We start from the raw sequence: 15,509 nt of genomic DNA, 5'->3' as shown, positions 1-15,509 counted from the left end.
CAGTGTCGTCGCACCGAGCAACGCTGCGCAGCAACGTTTATGCCAACCTGCGGCCCTCTTTCGCAGCACTTTTCCGGTAGCTGATGGTTTTTCACTCGATACAAAGCCAACCATAGCGTCACTCCTCTTTGTTAAGCATCAGATGCTTTTCGCCTGATGCATCGAAAGCCCAGGTGACTCGTGGATGTATCGACCGGCTCCGCATGGCGCGCCGCCGGCCGGTAGCGTCGGCAGTAGTTCGGCGCGCACAAATGCGAGCCGCCTTTGATGACCTTTCTTGGAATTTTCACATTGGTCGTTCTGGGGTCGTAACTGTCCGCCTCGCGGCCGCCGCGCGGGTTCTCCGGGATGCAGCAGGCCTTCGCGGCATCCGCTTCGTGCCTCGGCGAATACCAGTCGGCGGTCCACTCCCAGACGTTGCCGATCATGTCGTAAAGTCCGTAACCGTTCGACGGGAACGCGCTGACCGGCGAGGTGCGCTCGAAGCCATCGTGATTCAGGTTTTGACGCGGGAAGTCGCCCTGCCAGGTATTGGCCATGTGACGGCCGTGCGGTGTGAACTCATCGCCCCACGCGAACTCGGCACCGTCGAGCCCGCCGCGCGCTGCGAACTCCCATTCCGCTTCAGTTGGCAAATCCTTGCCAGCCCATGTGGCGTAAGCGAGCGCATCGGCGAATGCCACATGTACGACGGGATAATCGTCGAGCGCGTTGATGTTACTCTTGGGTCCGTAGGGATGCCGCCAGTCCGCGCCTTTGGCGAACGACCACCACTGGCTGAAGTCGCGCAGGCCGACCACGTGTTTCGGGGGAGTGAACATCAGCGAGCCCGCATAGATCATGTGCGGCAGCATGCCGGGATAGTCTTTCGGATCCGGCGTAACCTCGGCGACGGTGACGTGGCCGGTGGCTTTTACGAATTCCTTGAACTGCCGGTTCGTCACCGGCGTGCGGTCGATCAGGAATCCATCGACGGTAACGCGATGAGCGGGCGCTTCCTCGGGATAATGCTTGTCCGATCCCATGCGGAACGTGCCGCCGGGTATCCAGGTCATTTTATCAACATCGGAAGGACCATCACAAATGGCGATATCGCCCGTTAGCTCAGGCTTCGCTTTCAATGCGTTACCTCCCGGCCGATGCACTGGGTCGATATCGGACCGCGGTCCAATATCGGTGTGGAGTCCCGTATTTGCGGACGACGTAGTTCGGTACAGACTTCCTGAGGCGCAACCGGGAGTAATTGTCGTTCGGTTAGAGATGATGTTGATCTAAATCAAAGCCGCGAAGCGGATACGAAATGCGTCAGCCCCGATATCCACCTGGGGAGTACCACCTTTAGATATAGCGTAACACTCGACCACTTCGGGAAGGTTCATGCCGGGTCAAATGCAGACGTGCGAAGGTTCGTTGAATGTCTGCCTGGCGTTCCTCAAAACGAAGGACCGCCCTAACCGCCGCCAACCAACGCTCCGAACACCCGCCTCACCTCCCCTTGCGTCTCGCGCAGGCGCGCTTCCAGCGTCGAGAAATCGGGCGTGTCGCCGGCGCGCGCCATTACGTGCAGCAAATTCTCGCCGGAGGTCTCCGGGTTGAACTTGTCGGTGACGCACAGCCTGAGGATCTGCGTGAGGTCGTGATAGAGCCGCGCCGCCGAGCGCAAAATCTCGGCGTCGGACTGCGGGAGCACGCCGAGGCGTGCGGCATTGTCGAGCACCTGCAGCGTGGAGACGCTGAGGATTTCGGGCTTTTCAGCGGCGTGAACCAGCTGCAGATACTGGGCGATGAAATCGATGTCGACGAGGCCGCCGGCGGCAAGCTTGAGATCCCAGATGTCGCTCTCGCCCTTTTCCGCCGCGATCGCCCGGCGCATGTCGGCGACGTCGCCGGCGGTAGAGGCCGCGTCGCGCGGCCGCGTCAGCACGCCGCGGACGACGCCTTCGATCTTGTCGCGAAACGCCGGCGAGGCCGAAATCACCCGCGCCCGCGTCAGCGCCATGTGCTCCCAGGTCCAGGCCTCGCGTTCCTGGTAGTCGGCGAAGGAATCGATCCGCGACGCCAGCGGCCCGGCGCGGCCAGAGGGCCGCAGCCGCATGTCGACTTCATAGAGCACGCCGTAGTTGGTCCGTGTCGTGAACGCCGAGATCAGGCGCTGGGTCAGCCGCGCAAAATACTGCGCGCCGTGCAGCGAGCGCTCGCCGTCGGAGTCGGGATTGTCGGTGTCGAAATCGTACAGCAGGATCAGATCGAGGTCGGAGGATGCCGTCATCTCGCGGCTGCCGAGCCGACCCATCGCAACGATTGCGGTCTCCTGCCCCTTGATGCGGCCATACTGGCTGGCGAACTGGTCGGTGACCAGGCCGTGCACGGTGTGCACGATGCCCTCGGCGACGTCGGCAAAGGCGACGCTGGCCTGCTGTGCCGACACCGTGCCGGAGAGGATGCGCGTGCCGATCAGGAACAGGCTCTCCTGTCCGAACAGCCGCAGGCGGTCGAGGAAGTCCTCGTAGGAATCCGCGTCCTTCAGCGTCGTCGCCAGCCGCGCCGACAACTCCTTCTGGTCCGGCATCGCGCCGAAGAAACGCGGGTCGATCAGGCCGTCCATGATCTGCGGCTGTCGCGCCAGCATGTCGCCGAGCCGGGGCGCCGCGCCGAGGATCAAGGCCACCAGCGCGACCAGATCGCGGTTCTGGCTCAGCAGGGAAATCAACCGGCCGCCGCGCTGCAACGCGCCGAGAAAACGATCGAACGCAGCCACGGCATCGTCAGGGTCTTCGGCATTCGCAAGGCCGTCGAGCAGGCCGGGCACGAACTCGATGAAGGCGGCCTTGGTCGCCTCGTTGCGAAGCGCGCGGTAATTGCCCTCCATCCAGAGCTGCAGCGTCCCCGCTACCGCGATCGGTTTCTTGAAGCCGAGCGTCGTCAGATGGTCGAGCAGGCGCGCATCCTCAGGCCCGGCGGCGTAATTGAGCTGCGGCAGCTTCACCGAGCCGGCCGGATCGCCCTCGAACAGCTTGCCGTAATGCCCCTGCACGATGTTGAGATGGCCGAGCAGATCCTTGGCAAAGGCGGCGCGGCTCTCATAGCCGAAGAAGTTCGCAAAGCGCTCGATCGCCTCGGCATCTTCAGGCAGCGCGTGAGTCTGCTCGTCCGCGATCATCTGCAGCCGATGCTCGACGCAGCGCAGGAATTCATAAGCCGTCGTCAATTCGTCGCAGGCCTGAAAGGTGATCCAGTTGCTGGTCGCCAGCACCTGCAAGGCGTGCAGCGTGGGGCGCACCCGCAATTCCGGATGGCGGCCGCCGGCGATGAGCTGCTGCGTCTGCGCGAAGAACTCGATCTCGCGGATGCCGCCGCGGCCGACCTTGACGTTGTGGCCTTCGACCGCGATCTCGCTCTGGCCGCGATAGGTCTGCATCTGCCGCTTCATGTCGTGGACGTCGGCGAGCGCGGCAAAATCCAGATGCTTGCGCCAGACGAACGGCGACAATTCCGCGATCAGCGCCTCGCCCGCTTTGGCGTCACCAGCGCAAACGCGCGCCTTGATCATCGCGGCACGCTCCCAGGTCCGCCCTTCCCGCTCGTAATAATGCAGCGCTGCGTCAGTGGAGATCGCCACCTGCGTCGAAGCGGGATCGGGCCGCAGGCGCAGGTCGACGCGGAATACGTAGCCCTCGCCGGAGCGTTGCTGCAGCAGGCGGGCCAGCGCCTGTGTCACGCGCACGAAGAACGGCGCCGGCTCGATGTCGGCTGCCAGCGAGGTTGTGGACGGATCGAAGAACACGATCAGGTCGATGTCGCTGGAATAGTTCAGTTCGCCGGCGCCCATCTTGCCCATCGCGAGCACGATCAGCCCAGAGCCCTCCTCCGACCGATCATGATTGAGGGCGGTCATGCGGCCACGCGCGATTTCCTGGCGCAGCAGGAAACGCAGCGCCGTCTGCACGGAGACGGTTGCAAGCTCGGTCAGCGCCGCCGTCACCCGCATCACCGGCCAGACCCCGCCGATGTCGCACAACGCGATCATCAGCGCGGCCTCCGACTTCATGCGACGAAGCAGCCGCATGACGTCGGCCTCGCCCTCAGCGGCGAGTACGTCGCGCGTGGTTCCCTCGGTCAGCGTGGCGAGGTGCTGTTCCGGGTCGCAGGACAGGAGGCGGACCAGCCGCGCGGCATCAGCGCGGACCAGGTCGAACAGATAGGGGGAGAACTCGGCAATGCCGACCAGGATGGCTCTGGCGAACGGACGATCCAGCCACGTCCTGATCTCAGCCGACTGCGCCGGCTCCAGTTCGGCGAGCCAATCTCCCAGGCGTTGTTCGGCGTTGCTGGTGGCCGGGATATGCGGCCCGCACACGAACCGCGCGGCCAAGGCGGAGGAATTCATGCCACCTTCTGTGGCACATCCGGCGTTTGGGCCGCAAGCCTGTCACCCGCGGCAGATAGCGCCGGGATGACCAGCGTCGCGGTCAGGCCGGGATGGGAATCCCCTAGCCTGAGTTCGCCACCGTGCAGGGTCGCCACCGCGGACGCCAAACTCAAGCCGAGCCCGGAACCCGGCAACGTCCGGCTCGCCTCGAGCCGCACGAACCGCTCCACCGCGTGCTTGCGATCGGCTTCGGGAATGCCCGGCCCATGGTCGGTGACGCTGAGCAGCACATGATTGCCCTCGCGCCGGGCCTCGATCAGGATCTCCCGCGTGCGCGCCGCGACGACAGGGTCCATCGGCTGCACCACCGGCGACGGCTTGCCGTATTTGATTGCGTTCTCGACCAGATTGGCGAGCGCCTGCCCGATCAACTCGCGATTGCCGTGCAGCGGCGCGTTCGCGGTCTTGACGCGGAGCGTCATGCCGTCGTCTTCGGCCAGCGGCTCGTACAATTCGTGGATGCCCCTGGCGACGTCGGCCGCGTCGAAATCATCCATGTTGCCACGCGCCTGCCCGGACTCGGCGCGCGCGATCATCAAGAGCGCGTTGAAGGTGCGGATCAGCCCGTCCGATTCCTCGATGGTCCGTTCCAGCGCCGCGCGGTATTCGGCCTCGCTGCCGGAGCTCGCCAGCGCCTCCTCGGCGCGGTTGCGCAGGCGTGTCAGCGGCGTCTTCAGATCGTGCGCGATGTTGTCGGAGACTTCCTTCAGCCCCATCATCAGCGCCTCGATGCGCTCCAGCATGGCGTTGAGGTTTTCGGCGAGGCGATCGAGCTCGTCGCCGGAGCGGCCGACCGGCAGGCGCCCGGAGAGGTCGCCCGCCATGATGCGCCTTGTGGTGCCGGTCATGGCGTCGATCCGCTGCAGCACCCGCCGCGCCACGAAGATGCCGCCACCGATGCCAAGCACGATGACGACCAGCAGCGACCATTGCGCAGCGTTGGCAACGATGCCGAACAGCCGTCGGCGCTCATCGAGGTCGCGGCCGACCAGCAGGCGAAAACCGTTGGTGAGCTCGGTGACGCGCACCAGCGCGCGATGATCGGCGGTGTCCTGCTCGTCGAGCCGGCGATAGGCGGTCTCGGACCAGCCGGTCGAGGCCATCACGCCCGGCGACAGCGATCCGACATTGCCGCCGATCGCTTTTCCCTCAGGCGTGGTGACGAGATAGAGATTGGCGCCCGGCCGCAGCGCCCGGTTCTCGAGCGTGTAGACGAGCCCGCGCAGGCCGCGGCGCGTATAGATGTCGGTAATCTCCGTGGTCTCGACGTTCACCGTCGCGGTGATCTGCTCGTTGATCAGCCGCCGCGTGTTCCAGGCGAAATAGCCGAGCAGCGACGCGGCAAACAGCGCAAACAAAAACAGATAGACCAGCGTCAGCCGGAACGCCGTGGTGCGGATCAGCTTACCGAAGGCCGTCACGGATCATGTATCCGGCGCCACGGATCGTGTGCAGCAAGGGCCGCTCAAACCCCTTGTCGATCTTGGAGCGCAACCTGGAAATATGCACATCGATGACGTTGGTCTGCGGATCGAAATGATAATCCCAGACGTTTTCAAGCAGCATGGTGCGGGTCACCACCTGACCCGCATGCTTCATCAGATATTCGAGCAGGCGAAACTCGCGCGGCTGCAATGTCAGCTCATCCTTGCCGCGGGCGACGCGATGCGACAGACGGTCGAGCTCGAGATCGCCGACGCGGTAGGTCGTCTCTTCCGCCGGGCCGACATTGCGGCGCGACAGCACTTCGACGCGCGCCTGCAATTCGGCGAAGGAGTATGGTTTTGGCAGGTAGTCGTCGCCGCCGGCACGCAGGCCCTTGATGCGGTCGTCGACCTGGCCGAGCGCGGAGAGGATCAGCACCGGCGTGCGATTGCCCTTCTCGCGCAAGCTCCCGATCACGGACAGGCCGTCGCGCTTGGGCAGCATGCGGTCGACCACGAGCACGTCGTAATCGCCGCCTTCAGCCATCGACAGGCCCTCCTCGCCATCACTGGCGAGATCGGCGACATGGCCGACTTCACGGAACGCCTTGACCAGATAGTCGGCGGACTCGCGGTCGTCTTCGATGATCAACAGGCGCATTTGCTGGGCAGTTGCGGTCACGGGAATGGCTTTCTCTCACCATGGCGCGGCCGCCCTGCACATGCAAGGCGGCCGCGGATGCTCTCGATCAAGTGAAAAAAGCGGGCGGTGAAGCTGGGGGACCTCACCGCCCCTAGGCCCTTCCGACGGAGGGGGGCGTATTCCGCTGGAAGGTTGCCAGAGGGAGCGAGTTTTGGACCCGCTCCCCGGAAGGAGACGTCGGCGGGGGCGACGAATGCCGGCGAAACCCTCCATCTGGTATCTAGTCCTCGTTTAGCCCTTCGCCAGCGGCACTGCGACGAAACGCGACGAACCGCCGCTCTTCACGCGCATGAGAACGCTGTTCTTGTTCTCGGTGCGTGCAGTATCAAGCGCCTCGCGGACTTCGCCCGCAGTACCGACGCTCTTGCCGGCGACTTCGAGGATGACGTCACCTTCCTTGAAGCCGCGTTCAGCCGCCGCGCTCTTCGGATCGACTTCGGTCACGACGACGCCTTCCTTGCCGGCGCCGGCCACGCTGTTGGCGGGGGCAACCGTCAGGCCGAGCTTCGGCACGTCGGTTCCCTTGCTCTGGCTGCCCTTGTCGTCCTTGTCGGTCGAAGCCTTGGCCTCGATCGTGTTCGGCAACTGGCCGAGCGTCAGGTTGAAGACCTTGTCCTGGCCCTTCTGCAGCACGTTGAGCTTGACCGCATTGCCCGGCGCGAGACCGCCGATGGTGCGGGCGAGTTCCTTGGCATCCTTGACCGGCTCGCCATTGACGGCGGTGATGACGTCACCGGACTGGATACCGGCCTTGGCCGCCGGGCCATTGGCCTGCGGTTCCGCCACCAGCGCACCTTCCGCCTTCTTCATGCCGAGGCTGTCGGCAATATCAGACGTCACCGGCTGGATCTGGACACCGATCCAGCCACGGCTGACCGAGCCCTTGTCCTTGAGCTGGGCGATCACGTTCTTGACCGTCGAAGCCGGGATCGAGAACGCGATACCGACGCTGCCGCCGGACGGCGAATAGATCGCGGTGTTGACGCCCATCACCTCGCCTGAGGTGTCGAACGCCGGACCGCCGGAGTTACCCTTGTTCACGGGCGCGTCGATCTGGATGAAATCGTCATACGGACCGTTGCCGATGTCGCGGCCGGAGGCCGAGACGATGCCGGCGGTCACGGTGCCGCCGAGGCCGAACGGATTACCGACCGCGAGCACCCAGTCGCCGATCCGCGGCTTGCTGTCCGACAGCTTGGCGAACGGGAAATCCTTGCGGCCCTCGACCTTGATCAGCGCCAGATCGGTGCGCGGATCGGTGCCGATCACGTTTGCAGTATAGGTCTTGCCGTCATCCATCGTGACTTCGACCTTCTCGGCGCCGTCGACCACGTGGTTGTTGGTCACGGCAAAGCCGTCAGCCGAGATGAAGAAGCCGGAACCCTGTCCGGTGACCGGACCACGGCCGCTACGCGGACCACCGCGCAGGCCGGGCGGCAGACCATCCGGACCGCCGAAGCGACGGAAGAAGCGTTCCATCGGCGAGCCCGGCTGGAACGGCGAGTCGTCGTCCTTGTTGGCGCTGTCGTCACCCTTCGAGGCCTTGGCGGCGATGTTGATCTTGACCGAAATCACCGACGGTTTCACGCGCTCGACAATGTCGGCAAAGCCGATCGGCCGCTCGACCTTGCGGACCTCGTTGTTGACCTGCGCATGCGCCGCGCTGGTGAAGACCGGGCCCTGCTGCGGCGAGAAGCCATAGACGGCGGCGCCGAGGCCGGCGACGACGGAAGCCATCAGCGCGAATTTGCGCGCCGAGAACAGCGAACGGCGCGGTGCGCCGTTGGACGGTAGCGAGGAAAGATCGACGGGACGTTCGGTCATGTTTCTAAGATCTCCAGAGCCTGAATTCTTCATTGGTTCTACGGTGCGGGGGCTGGGCACCTGACAGGGCCTGAACATGGTGTTTGCCGCCTTACCGCGCGCTGGCTAGGGAATTAAACTTTGGTAATGCGGCGGCTTATGGATGCGGCAGAATAGCGCAGGCAAATCAGCCGTTTAGCTCTGCGGCTTTTCCGTGAAATTCTGCCTTAGCCAGTCGCGGAAGGCGATCAGCCCCGGGTCGGTTTCGCGGAACGGACGATACACGAGATACCAGGCCCTGCCCTTCGGCACCGACAGCGAAAACGGCGCGACCAGACGTCCCATGGCGATATCGTCTTCGACATAGGGGCGCAGGCCAATGGCCACGCCAACACCGTCGAGCGCAGCCTGCAGCGCCATTCCGTAATTGGCAAAGCTCGGCCCCAAGGCGGCACGACGCCGCTTCACGCCTGCGGCGGAAAGCCATAACGGCCAATCCTCCGGCGAGTGAGCCACCTGCAGCAAGCTCTCCTGCGTCAGGTCCGACGGCTTGCCGAGCCGTCGGGCAATGGAAGCTGAGCACACGGGAAAGAGGTCCGCCGAAAACAACGGCTCAGCCGCCAGTTCCGGCCAATCGCCGCCACCGAGGAGAATGCCGCAGGTCCAGTCATCCCTGAACGGATTGATCGCGCCGCCCGTCGCCAGCCGCACCTCGATCTCGGGATGGGCGCGATAGAAACTCGCAAGGCGCGGAATCATCCAGCGTGTTGCAAAGGACGGGCCGACACCGATCGTCAAAACCGGCGTGGCGCGCATCGCCGAGACCTGCGCGACACTCGATGCAATCGAGTCGAATGCCGTCGTGAGATTTGGCTGCAGCGCCCTCGCCTGCGCGGTCAGCACGAGGCCATTGGGAAGCCGCTCGAACAGCGGAAATCCGAGACGCGCTTCGAGCAGCCGCACCATCCGGCTGATCGCCGCCTGCGTGACGTTCAACTCCTGGCCTGCGGCCACGAAGCTGCCATGGCGCGCCGCAGCCTCGAAGGCGCGCAAACCGTTCAGCGAAGGCAGGCGGCGCATGAGCTAGCCCAACATTTGCTTGGTCTATGGCTGAACTAAACGCGTTTGCGAAGCCGCTGTCAAACGCGCATGGAGCAGTCATCGCATCTCACTGGACGACGTCCATGCTCAGCCTCCCCCTCGCAGCCGGATTCGCCGCCGCTATTGTGTCGACCTCCTTCATCTCGGGCATCTTCGGGATGGCCGGAGGCATGATCCTGATGGGAATCCTGCTGGCTTTTATGCCTCTGGCGCCGGCCATGGTTCTGCACGGCCTCGTGCAGATGGCCTCGAACGGCTGGCGGGCCTGGCAGTGGCGATCGCATATCGATTGGCGGATCGTTGCCCATTACGCCGGCGGCGCGGTGGTCGCCGCAGCTGTGGTCGGCGTCATGGCGCTCGTGGCGAGCAAGGCGATAGCCCTAATTATCGTTGGTGTGAGCCCTCTGTTGGGGCTGCTGCTTCCCGGCCGGCTCACACCCGACATCGGAAAGGCCGGCCACGCGTATGGCTGCGGCGTCTTGTGCACCGTGCTGCAGCTTCTGGCCGGGGTCTCCGGTCCTATCCTGGACGTGTTCTTCGTGCGCTCGCAACTCAACAGCCGGCAACTGGTCGCCACCAAGGCCGCCGTGCAGGTGCTCGGGCACTTTCTGAAGGCCGCCTATTTCGGTCATCTGCTCGCCGGCGGCGAGGCCCTGTCGCTGATCGCGATCGTCGTGGCGATCCCGCTTGCGGTCGCCGGAACGCATCTCTCGCGGTTCGTGCTGGAGATCATCAGCGAAACGCAATTCCGCACCTGGTCGCGATACGTGATCGGCGCGGTGTCCACCGTCTATCTGATTCAGGGCGTGGTGCTGTTGTGACCCGCGCCGTGCACATGGATGGAAAACCGGTCCCCCTCTTCCGATTCACCTCATGTCTTCATCTCCACATTGCACCTCACGGAGGCCACCAATGACTACCGCCACCCGACAGATCCTCCTGCGCGCCAATGCAACGTTTCTCCTCGCAGCGTCCGCGGGCGGCTTCGCAAGCGACGTACGGGGCATATTCTTCGGGCTTGGACCGGTCGCGCATGTCGTGGCCGAGGCGCCCTATGCCGGAATTGGCTTCATCGAGGCGCACGGGCTGGCGTTCATCCTGGGCATCCTGATGTGGCGCGCCCAGCCGGCGCGCGGCTGGCACCTCGCGGCTGTCGCCATTCACGTCCTGCTGGGAACCGCCAATCTGGTATTCTGGCAACTCTTCATTGCGGCCGACATGCTGGTGGTCGGTTACGTCACCACGGCGCTGCATGGCCTGTTCGTCGTGCTGCAGATGTCTGCCGCGATCTCGGCCCGGGTGCCGGATAGCGCCCCGGTTCACGCTGGTCCGATTTCGTCCGGCTATCGATAGTGGAGACGTGCCATGACTCCTGAACAACAGACCGTTGCGATTGGCGCCGGTAGCGGCGTGCTCACCATGGTAGCCGCAATCGCCGGCATCTCGCTGATCTGGGCGGATACCTCGGCCCTGACCGGCCTCGCCGATCGGCTTGCCTTTGCCCTCAAGGCAAACGCCCTTGCCGCGATCCCGCTGGTGGTCGGCACCATCACCGTCGGCAACAACCGCTTCCTCAGCGAAGCGATCGATCCGACGCTGCACAAGGAGGATCAGGCAACGCTGATCAACGGGCGCGTGCTCGACAACACGCTGCAGCAATATGTGCTGTTCGTGATCGGCACATTGGCGCTGAGCGTCAGCCTGCCGCCCGGCCAGATCAAGGTCATTGCAGCCGCCACCATCGTGTTCATCGTCGCCCGATTTGCCTTCTGGATCGGCTACCGAATCCACCCGCTGTATCGGGCCTTCGGCATGGCGGCCACAATGTACCTCAATATCGGCATTCTCGTCTGGGTGGGCTGGAACATGCTGCGAGCCTAATGTTCGCAGCCAGCTTGCGCCGAGGTCACTTCTTCATCTTCATCCGGCCCATGAAATCCCGCTTGCCGAGCGGCACGCCGTTGGTGCGCAGGATGTCGTAGGCGGTGGTGGCGTGGAAATAGAAGTTGGGCAGCGAGAACGACATCAGAAACCCTTCCGCCGTGAAGGGCAGCTTGTGTTCGCCGAGATGAAAGACGACGTCACGGCCGCCGAGCGCATTGACCGCCTCGGGCGTCCAGCCCTCCAGCGCTTCGCGGGTCTGCGCGACCAGCCCCTGCAATCCGGCGTAGTCGTACGGCGTCTTGGATGCGGGCGGACGGAATTCTCCGCTCTGCACGCCCTCGATGGCGCCGCGGGAATGCTGGGCGACGGAGATGATCTGGAAGCGCAATGGCAGCATGTCAGGCGCAAGGCGCGCCTCGACCATCGTTTCCGGATCGATGTTGTTATCGCGAAAATGCTTGAGACCACGATCAAGGAAGCCGCCGACCGCACCGAGGGTCTGCAGGTAATTCGCCACGCTGGCGTCGTAGAGTGAAAAGGCCATGTCCGTTTCCTCCCAAGACAAATTGAAGGCAATATTATTTTTCTAGCCAGGGGATTTCATAGCGGAAACCTGCCCGCTTGCAATGAGGCGGTCAGCCCTTCTTTTCCGACGCGGTCTCCGCCGCGATCAGGCGCTCCAGCCGGGCCTGCTCCTCTTCGCTCAATCTGAGCAAGGATGGATCGCTTGCGCCTGATGATTGCGAGCGGCGGCGGCTGTAGAACCACAACGCCAGTCCGCCGCCGGCCAGCGCCAGCGGCGGCAACAGCCACAGCAGCAGCGTATGCGGCGTGAGGCGCGGCTTCAGCAGCACGAACTCGCCGTAGCGCGCCACCAGAAAATCGATCACCTGGCTGTCATTGTCGCCGCCCGCGATGCGCTCGCGCACCAGAAGCCGCAGGTCGCGCGCCAGCGGCGCATCGGAATCGTCGATCGACTGGTTCTGGCACACCATGCAGCGCAGCTCGCGCGACAGGTTGCGCGCACGCGCCTCCTTGGCAGGGTCGGCCATGATCTCGTCGGGCTGCACGGCGTAAGCGGCCGGCGCGACTGACATCACCGCGGCGACAAGTACGTATGCAAGGAGGCGCCTCACCGCCCTACTCCGCCGGAGCCAGCGCACGGGTGGCCTTGGCCGGCTTCGGTGCGCCGACGCGCAGCCGGCGGTCCGACAGCGACAGCAGGCCGCCGAACGCCATCAGGACAGGTCCCCACCAGATCAGCAGCACCAGCGGCTTGTGATAGATGCGCACCGCAATGGCGCCGTCGGCATTGGTATCGCCGAGCGAAACATAGAGCTGGCTGGCGCCGCGCGTCAGCAACGCGGCCTCGGTGGTCGAGGAGCCGCGCGTGGTGAAGTTGCGCTTCGACGGCGTCATCATCTGCAGCGTTTCACCGTCGCTCGAGACCGTGAACTGCGCGATCATCTCGCGGAAATTCGGCCCCTGCCGCTGCGTGATGTCATCGAGTTTCAACTGATAGCCGGCGACGTTGGCGACATCGCGCGGCTTCATCGTGCCGATATACTCGCTGTTCCAGGTGGTCTCGCAGACGATTCCGATCAGGGCAATGCCGGCGCCGGCATGCGCGAACGCCGTGCCCCAGGTCGAGCGCGGCAATCCGCGCGCGCGAGCCATCGCCACGCCCAAGGGAACGCGGAACAGCGCCGTGCGTTCAGCGAGATCGCTGAGCGCCCCGCCGATGACGAATACCGCAAGCCCGATCGCGAGCGGCGCGAATGTGCTGCCGCCATACGTCCACGCATACAGCACAGCGATCGCAATCAGCGCCGCAATGCCGGCCGCCATCAGCCGCTGCGCCGCCCCGAGCAGGTCGCCCCGCTTCCAGGCCAGCATCGGCCCGAATGGCACCGCGATCATCAACAGCACGAACAAGGGCCCGAAGGTCAGGTTGAAGAACGGCGCGCCGACCGAAAGCTTGATGCCGGTCAGGACTTCCAGCGCCAGCGGATACAGCGTCCCGAACAGCACGGTCCCGCAGGCGACAGTCAGAAGCAAATTGTTGAGCACCAGCGCGCCCTCACGCGAGATCGGCGCGAACAATCCGCCCTGCTTCAGCGCCGTCGCCCGCGCGGCGAACAGCGAAAGACTGCCGCCGATGAACAGGCAGAGGATCAAAAGGATGAACACGCCGCGCGCCGGATCGGTCGCGAACGCATGCACCGATGTCAGGACACCCGAACGCACCAGGAAGGTGCCGAGCAATGACAGCGAGAAGGTCAGGATCGATAGCAGGATGGTCCAGACCTTCAGCGCGTTGCGCTTTTCCATCACGACCGCGGAATGCAGCAGCGCGGTGCCGGCGAGCCACGGCATCAGGGAAGCGTTCTCGACCGGATCCCAGAACCACCAGCCGCCCCAGCCGAGTTCGTAATAGGCCCAGTACGAGCCCATCGCGATGCCGAGGGTGAGGAAGATCCACGCCACCAGCGTCCACGGTCGCACCCAGCGCGCCCAGGCGGCGTCGATGCGGCCCTCGATCAGCGCGGCCACCGCGAAGGAAAACGAGATCGAGAAGCCGACATAGCCGAGATAGAGCATCGGCGGATGCACCGCGAGGCCGATGTCCTGCAGCACCGGATTGAGGTCGCGGCCCTCGATCGGCGGGCTTGAGATGCGCAGGAACGGATTGGAGGTGGCCAGGATGAACAGATAGAACGCGGCGGCAATCCAGCCCTGCACCGTCAGCACATGCGCGCGCAGCGACAGCGGCAGATTGTTGCCGAAGGCGGCGACCAGGCCGCCGAACAGCGCCAGGATCAACACCCACAGCAGCATCGATCCTTCGTGATTGCCCCACACGCCGGTGATCTTGTAGAGCATCGGCTTCATCGAGTGCGAATTCTCGAACACGTTGACGACGGAGAAGTCCGAGACGACGTGCAGCATCGTCAGCGCCGCAAACGACGCGCCCACGAACAGCAACTGCGCGAGCGCGGTGGAGCGCGCGACATTCATCAAGGCATGATCGCCCCAGCGCGCGCCCAGGATCGGCACCGTGGACTGGATCAGCGCCAGTCCCAGCGCCAGCACAAGCGCGTAATGGCCGGCTTCCGCGATCACTTCGAGGCCCCCTGAACCGGCGCAGACGCGGCCGTGGCGCCGGGCTTGGCGCCGTAATCGTCCTTCCAGTGCCCCTGCTTCTTCAGGGCATCGGCGACATCCTTCGGCATGTAGGTCTCGTCATGTTTTGCCAGCACGGTGTCGGCCCTAAAGACGCCGGAGGCGTCGATCGCCCCTTCGGCGACGACGCCCTGCCCCTCTCGGAACAGGTCCGGCAAGATTCCCTTGTAGGCGACGGGCAGCGTTGCGGCGCCGTCGGCGACGGAGAAATTCACGGCAAGATTGTCGCCCTTCACCAGCGAGCCCGGCTGGACCAGGCCGCCAAGACGGAACCGTTTGCCCGGCGGGATCTGCTTCTCCGCGGCCATCGTCGGCGTGGAGAAGAACACGATGGAATCGCGCATGGCGTTCAGCACCAGCGCCGCCGCAATCGCGAGCACCGCGAGCGAACCGCCGATCATGGTCAAACGCCGCTGCTTGCGCGTCATTTCTGTCCTCTGCCTTCCCTTGCGCGTCTTGTCACCCTGCTCACCCATCAAGTCCGAGATTCTTCAGGCCGGCATTGAGCTGGCGCAAGCGTTCCGCATCGCTCGCGACCGCCTGCCGCGCCTCGACGACCGCGCTCGCCGCCTTGTCGCGTTCGCCCATCACCTGATAGGCCCGCACCAGCCGCAACCATCCTTCGACATCGTCGCCGTTCTGCTTCAGCCGCGTCGCAAGCCGATCCACCATGCCACGGATCATCGCGCCGCGGTCATCCTCATTCATGTCCTTGGCGGCGGCCATCGCATCGCTGGAAAGTGCCGGCGCGACAGATCCGCCGACCCGGGCCAGTGCGGCCTCGATCAGCGGGCGCCATGGCGCGTCGGCGGGCGACTTGGCGAGCATGCCCTGCCAGATCGCGGCGGCATCGGTCCGGCGGCCATCCTGTTCGGCGGCGAGCCCGAGAAAGTAATTGGCCTTCGGGTCGTCGGCGCTTTGCGCCACCGCGCGTTCAAATTCAGCCTTGGCCTCGGCCGTGACGACGCCGCCCGCCGCGCCC

General features: G+C 64.6%; 14 protein-coding genes. 3 read left to right on the top strand and 11 right to left on the bottom strand.

The genetic code is table 11. From position 1 onward, the window contains the following. Positions 1-131 precede the first annotated feature (131 nt). The 6 genes from CQ12_RS39105 to CQ12_RS39080 form a co-directional block, all read right to left on the bottom strand. A complete protein-coding gene (locus tag CQ12_RS39105) occupies positions 132-1,055 on the bottom strand; it encodes a formylglycine-generating enzyme family protein (protein WP_083519674.1) in 924 nt (307 codons plus the stop codon). Positions 1,056-1,450: 395 nt separating this feature from the next. Then, on the bottom strand, positions 1,451-4,387 hold the full coding sequence (locus CQ12_RS39100; protein ID WP_057840553.1) for a bifunctional [glutamine synthetase] adenylyltransferase/[glutamine synthetase]-adenylyl-L-tyrosine phosphorylase: 2,937 nt from the start codon (positions 4,385-4,387) through the stop codon (positions 1,451-1,453). Beyond that, entirely contained in the window at positions 4,384-5,850 is a 1,467-nt protein-coding gene (locus tag CQ12_RS39095) for a sensor histidine kinase (protein WP_057840552.1), read from the bottom strand. The genes CQ12_RS39100 and CQ12_RS39095 overlap by 4 nt, the downstream gene beginning before the upstream one ends. Beyond that, positions 5,834-6,514 carry a response regulator transcription factor gene (locus tag CQ12_RS39090; protein ID WP_057840551.1) on the bottom strand — a complete coding sequence of 227 codons (681 nt, stop codon included), beginning with the start codon at positions 6,512-6,514 and terminating at the stop codon, positions 5,834-5,836. The genes CQ12_RS39095 and CQ12_RS39090 overlap by 17 nt, the downstream gene beginning before the upstream one ends. Before the next feature lie 273 nt (positions 6,515-6,787). Next, the gene (locus tag CQ12_RS39085; RefSeq protein WP_057840550.1) at positions 6,788-8,380 is read right to left on the bottom strand and encodes a Do family serine endopeptidase; all 1,593 of its coding nucleotides are present in this window, start codon (positions 8,378-8,380) and stop codon (positions 6,788-6,790) included. A gap of 174 nt (positions 8,381-8,554) precedes the next feature. Further along, complete coding sequence (locus CQ12_RS39080) at positions 8,555-9,439, bottom strand: LysR substrate-binding domain-containing protein (RefSeq protein ID WP_057840549.1); 885 nt, start codon at positions 9,437-9,439, stop codon at positions 8,555-8,557. Between the two features lie 104 nt (positions 9,440-9,543). Between CQ12_RS39080 and CQ12_RS39075 the strand changes: the two genes are divergently transcribed. The 3 genes from CQ12_RS39075 to CQ12_RS39065 all read left to right on the top strand — a co-directional run bounded on the left by CQ12_RS39075 (position 9,544) and on the right by CQ12_RS39065 (position 11,341). Then, a complete protein-coding gene (locus CQ12_RS39075; RefSeq protein ID WP_057840548.1) occupies positions 9,544-10,281 on the top strand; it encodes a TSUP family transporter in 738 nt (245 codons plus the stop codon). A gap of 91 nt (positions 10,282-10,372) precedes the next feature. Continuing rightward, positions 10,373-10,813, top strand: coding sequence for a hypothetical protein (locus CQ12_RS39070; protein ID WP_063799885.1), 441 nt, complete (start codon positions 10,373-10,375; stop codon positions 10,811-10,813). A 12-nt stretch (positions 10,814-10,825) separates the two neighbouring features. Further along, positions 10,826-11,341 carry an MAPEG family protein gene (locus tag CQ12_RS39065; protein WP_057840547.1) on the top strand — a complete coding sequence of 172 codons (516 nt, stop codon included), beginning with the start codon at positions 10,826-10,828 and terminating at the stop codon, positions 11,339-11,341. A 25-nt stretch (positions 11,342-11,366) separates the two neighbouring features. Here CQ12_RS39065 and CQ12_RS39060 read toward each other — a convergent pair whose 3' ends face one another. From CQ12_RS39060 to CQ12_RS39040, 5 genes are all read right to left on the bottom strand, one after another. Then, positions 11,367-11,888 (bottom strand): DUF1993 domain-containing protein, encoded by a 522-nt coding sequence (locus tag CQ12_RS39060; protein ID WP_057840546.1) that lies wholly within the window; start codon positions 11,886-11,888, stop codon positions 11,367-11,369. Between the two features lie 91 nt (positions 11,889-11,979). Continuing rightward, the gene (locus CQ12_RS39055) at positions 11,980-12,480 is read right to left on the bottom strand and encodes a cytochrome c-type biogenesis protein (protein WP_057840545.1); all 501 of its coding nucleotides are present in this window, start codon (positions 12,478-12,480) and stop codon (positions 11,980-11,982) included. Positions 12,481-12,484: 4 nt separating this feature from the next. After that, complete coding sequence (locus CQ12_RS39050) at positions 12,485-14,467, bottom strand: heme lyase CcmF/NrfE family subunit (protein WP_057840544.1); 1,983 nt, start codon at positions 14,465-14,467, stop codon at positions 12,485-12,487. Next, positions 14,464-14,955, bottom strand: a complete 492-nt coding sequence (gene ccmE, locus CQ12_RS39045; RefSeq protein WP_057840603.1) for a cytochrome c maturation protein CcmE — start codon at positions 14,953-14,955, stop codon at positions 14,464-14,466. The genes CQ12_RS39050 and ccmE overlap by 4 nt, the downstream gene beginning before the upstream one ends. 40 nt (positions 14,956-14,995) lie before the next feature. Beyond that, positions 14,996-15,509: tetratricopeptide repeat protein (locus tag CQ12_RS39040; protein WP_488226011.1), on the bottom strand; the 514-nt coding region annotated here is incomplete at its 5' end.

The organism is Bradyrhizobium jicamae (assembly GCF_001440395.1).
GTDB classification, from domain to species: Bacteria; Pseudomonadota; Alphaproteobacteria; order Rhizobiales; family Xanthobacteraceae; genus Bradyrhizobium; species Bradyrhizobium jicamae.
Note: the sequence above shows the minus strand (reverse complement) of the source record. Positions and strands in the feature narration are given on the sequence as shown.

Bases quoted from the DNA above. Each gene is read 5' to 3' on its own strand.
- CQ12_RS39105 (WP_083519674.1), bottom strand. From the start codon at position 1,055: ATGACCTGGATACCCGGCGGCACGTTCCGCATGGGATCGGACAAGCAT.
- CQ12_RS39100 (WP_057840553.1), bottom strand. From the start codon at position 4,387: ATGAATTCCTCCGCCTTGGCCGCGCGGTTCGTGTGCGGGCCGCATATC.
- CQ12_RS39090 (WP_057840551.1), bottom strand. From the start codon at position 6,514: ATGCGCCTGTTGATCATCGAAGACGACCGCGAGTCCGCCGACTATCTG.
- CQ12_RS39085 (WP_057840550.1), bottom strand. From the start codon at position 8,380: ATGACCGAACGTCCCGTCGATCTTTCCTCGCTACCGTCCAACGGCGCA.
- CQ12_RS39080 (WP_057840549.1), bottom strand. From the start codon at position 9,439: ATGCGCCGCCTGCCTTCGCTGAACGGTTTGCGCGCCTTCGAGGCTGCG.
- CQ12_RS39075 (WP_057840548.1), top strand. From the start codon at position 9,544: ATGCTCAGCCTCCCCCTCGCAGCCGGATTCGCCGCCGCTATTGTGTCG.
- CQ12_RS39070 (WP_063799885.1), top strand. From the start codon at position 10,373: ATGACTACCGCCACCCGACAGATCCTCCTGCGCGCCAATGCAACGTTT.
- CQ12_RS39065 (WP_057840547.1), top strand. From the start codon at position 10,826: ATGACTCCTGAACAACAGACCGTTGCGATTGGCGCCGGTAGCGGCGTG.
- CQ12_RS39060 (WP_057840546.1), bottom strand. From the start codon at position 11,888: ATGGCCTTTTCACTCTACGACGCCAGCGTGGCGAATTACCTGCAGACC.
- ccmE (WP_057840603.1), bottom strand. From the start codon at position 14,955: ATGACGCGCAAGCAGCGGCGTTTGACCATGATCGGCGGTTCGCTCGCG.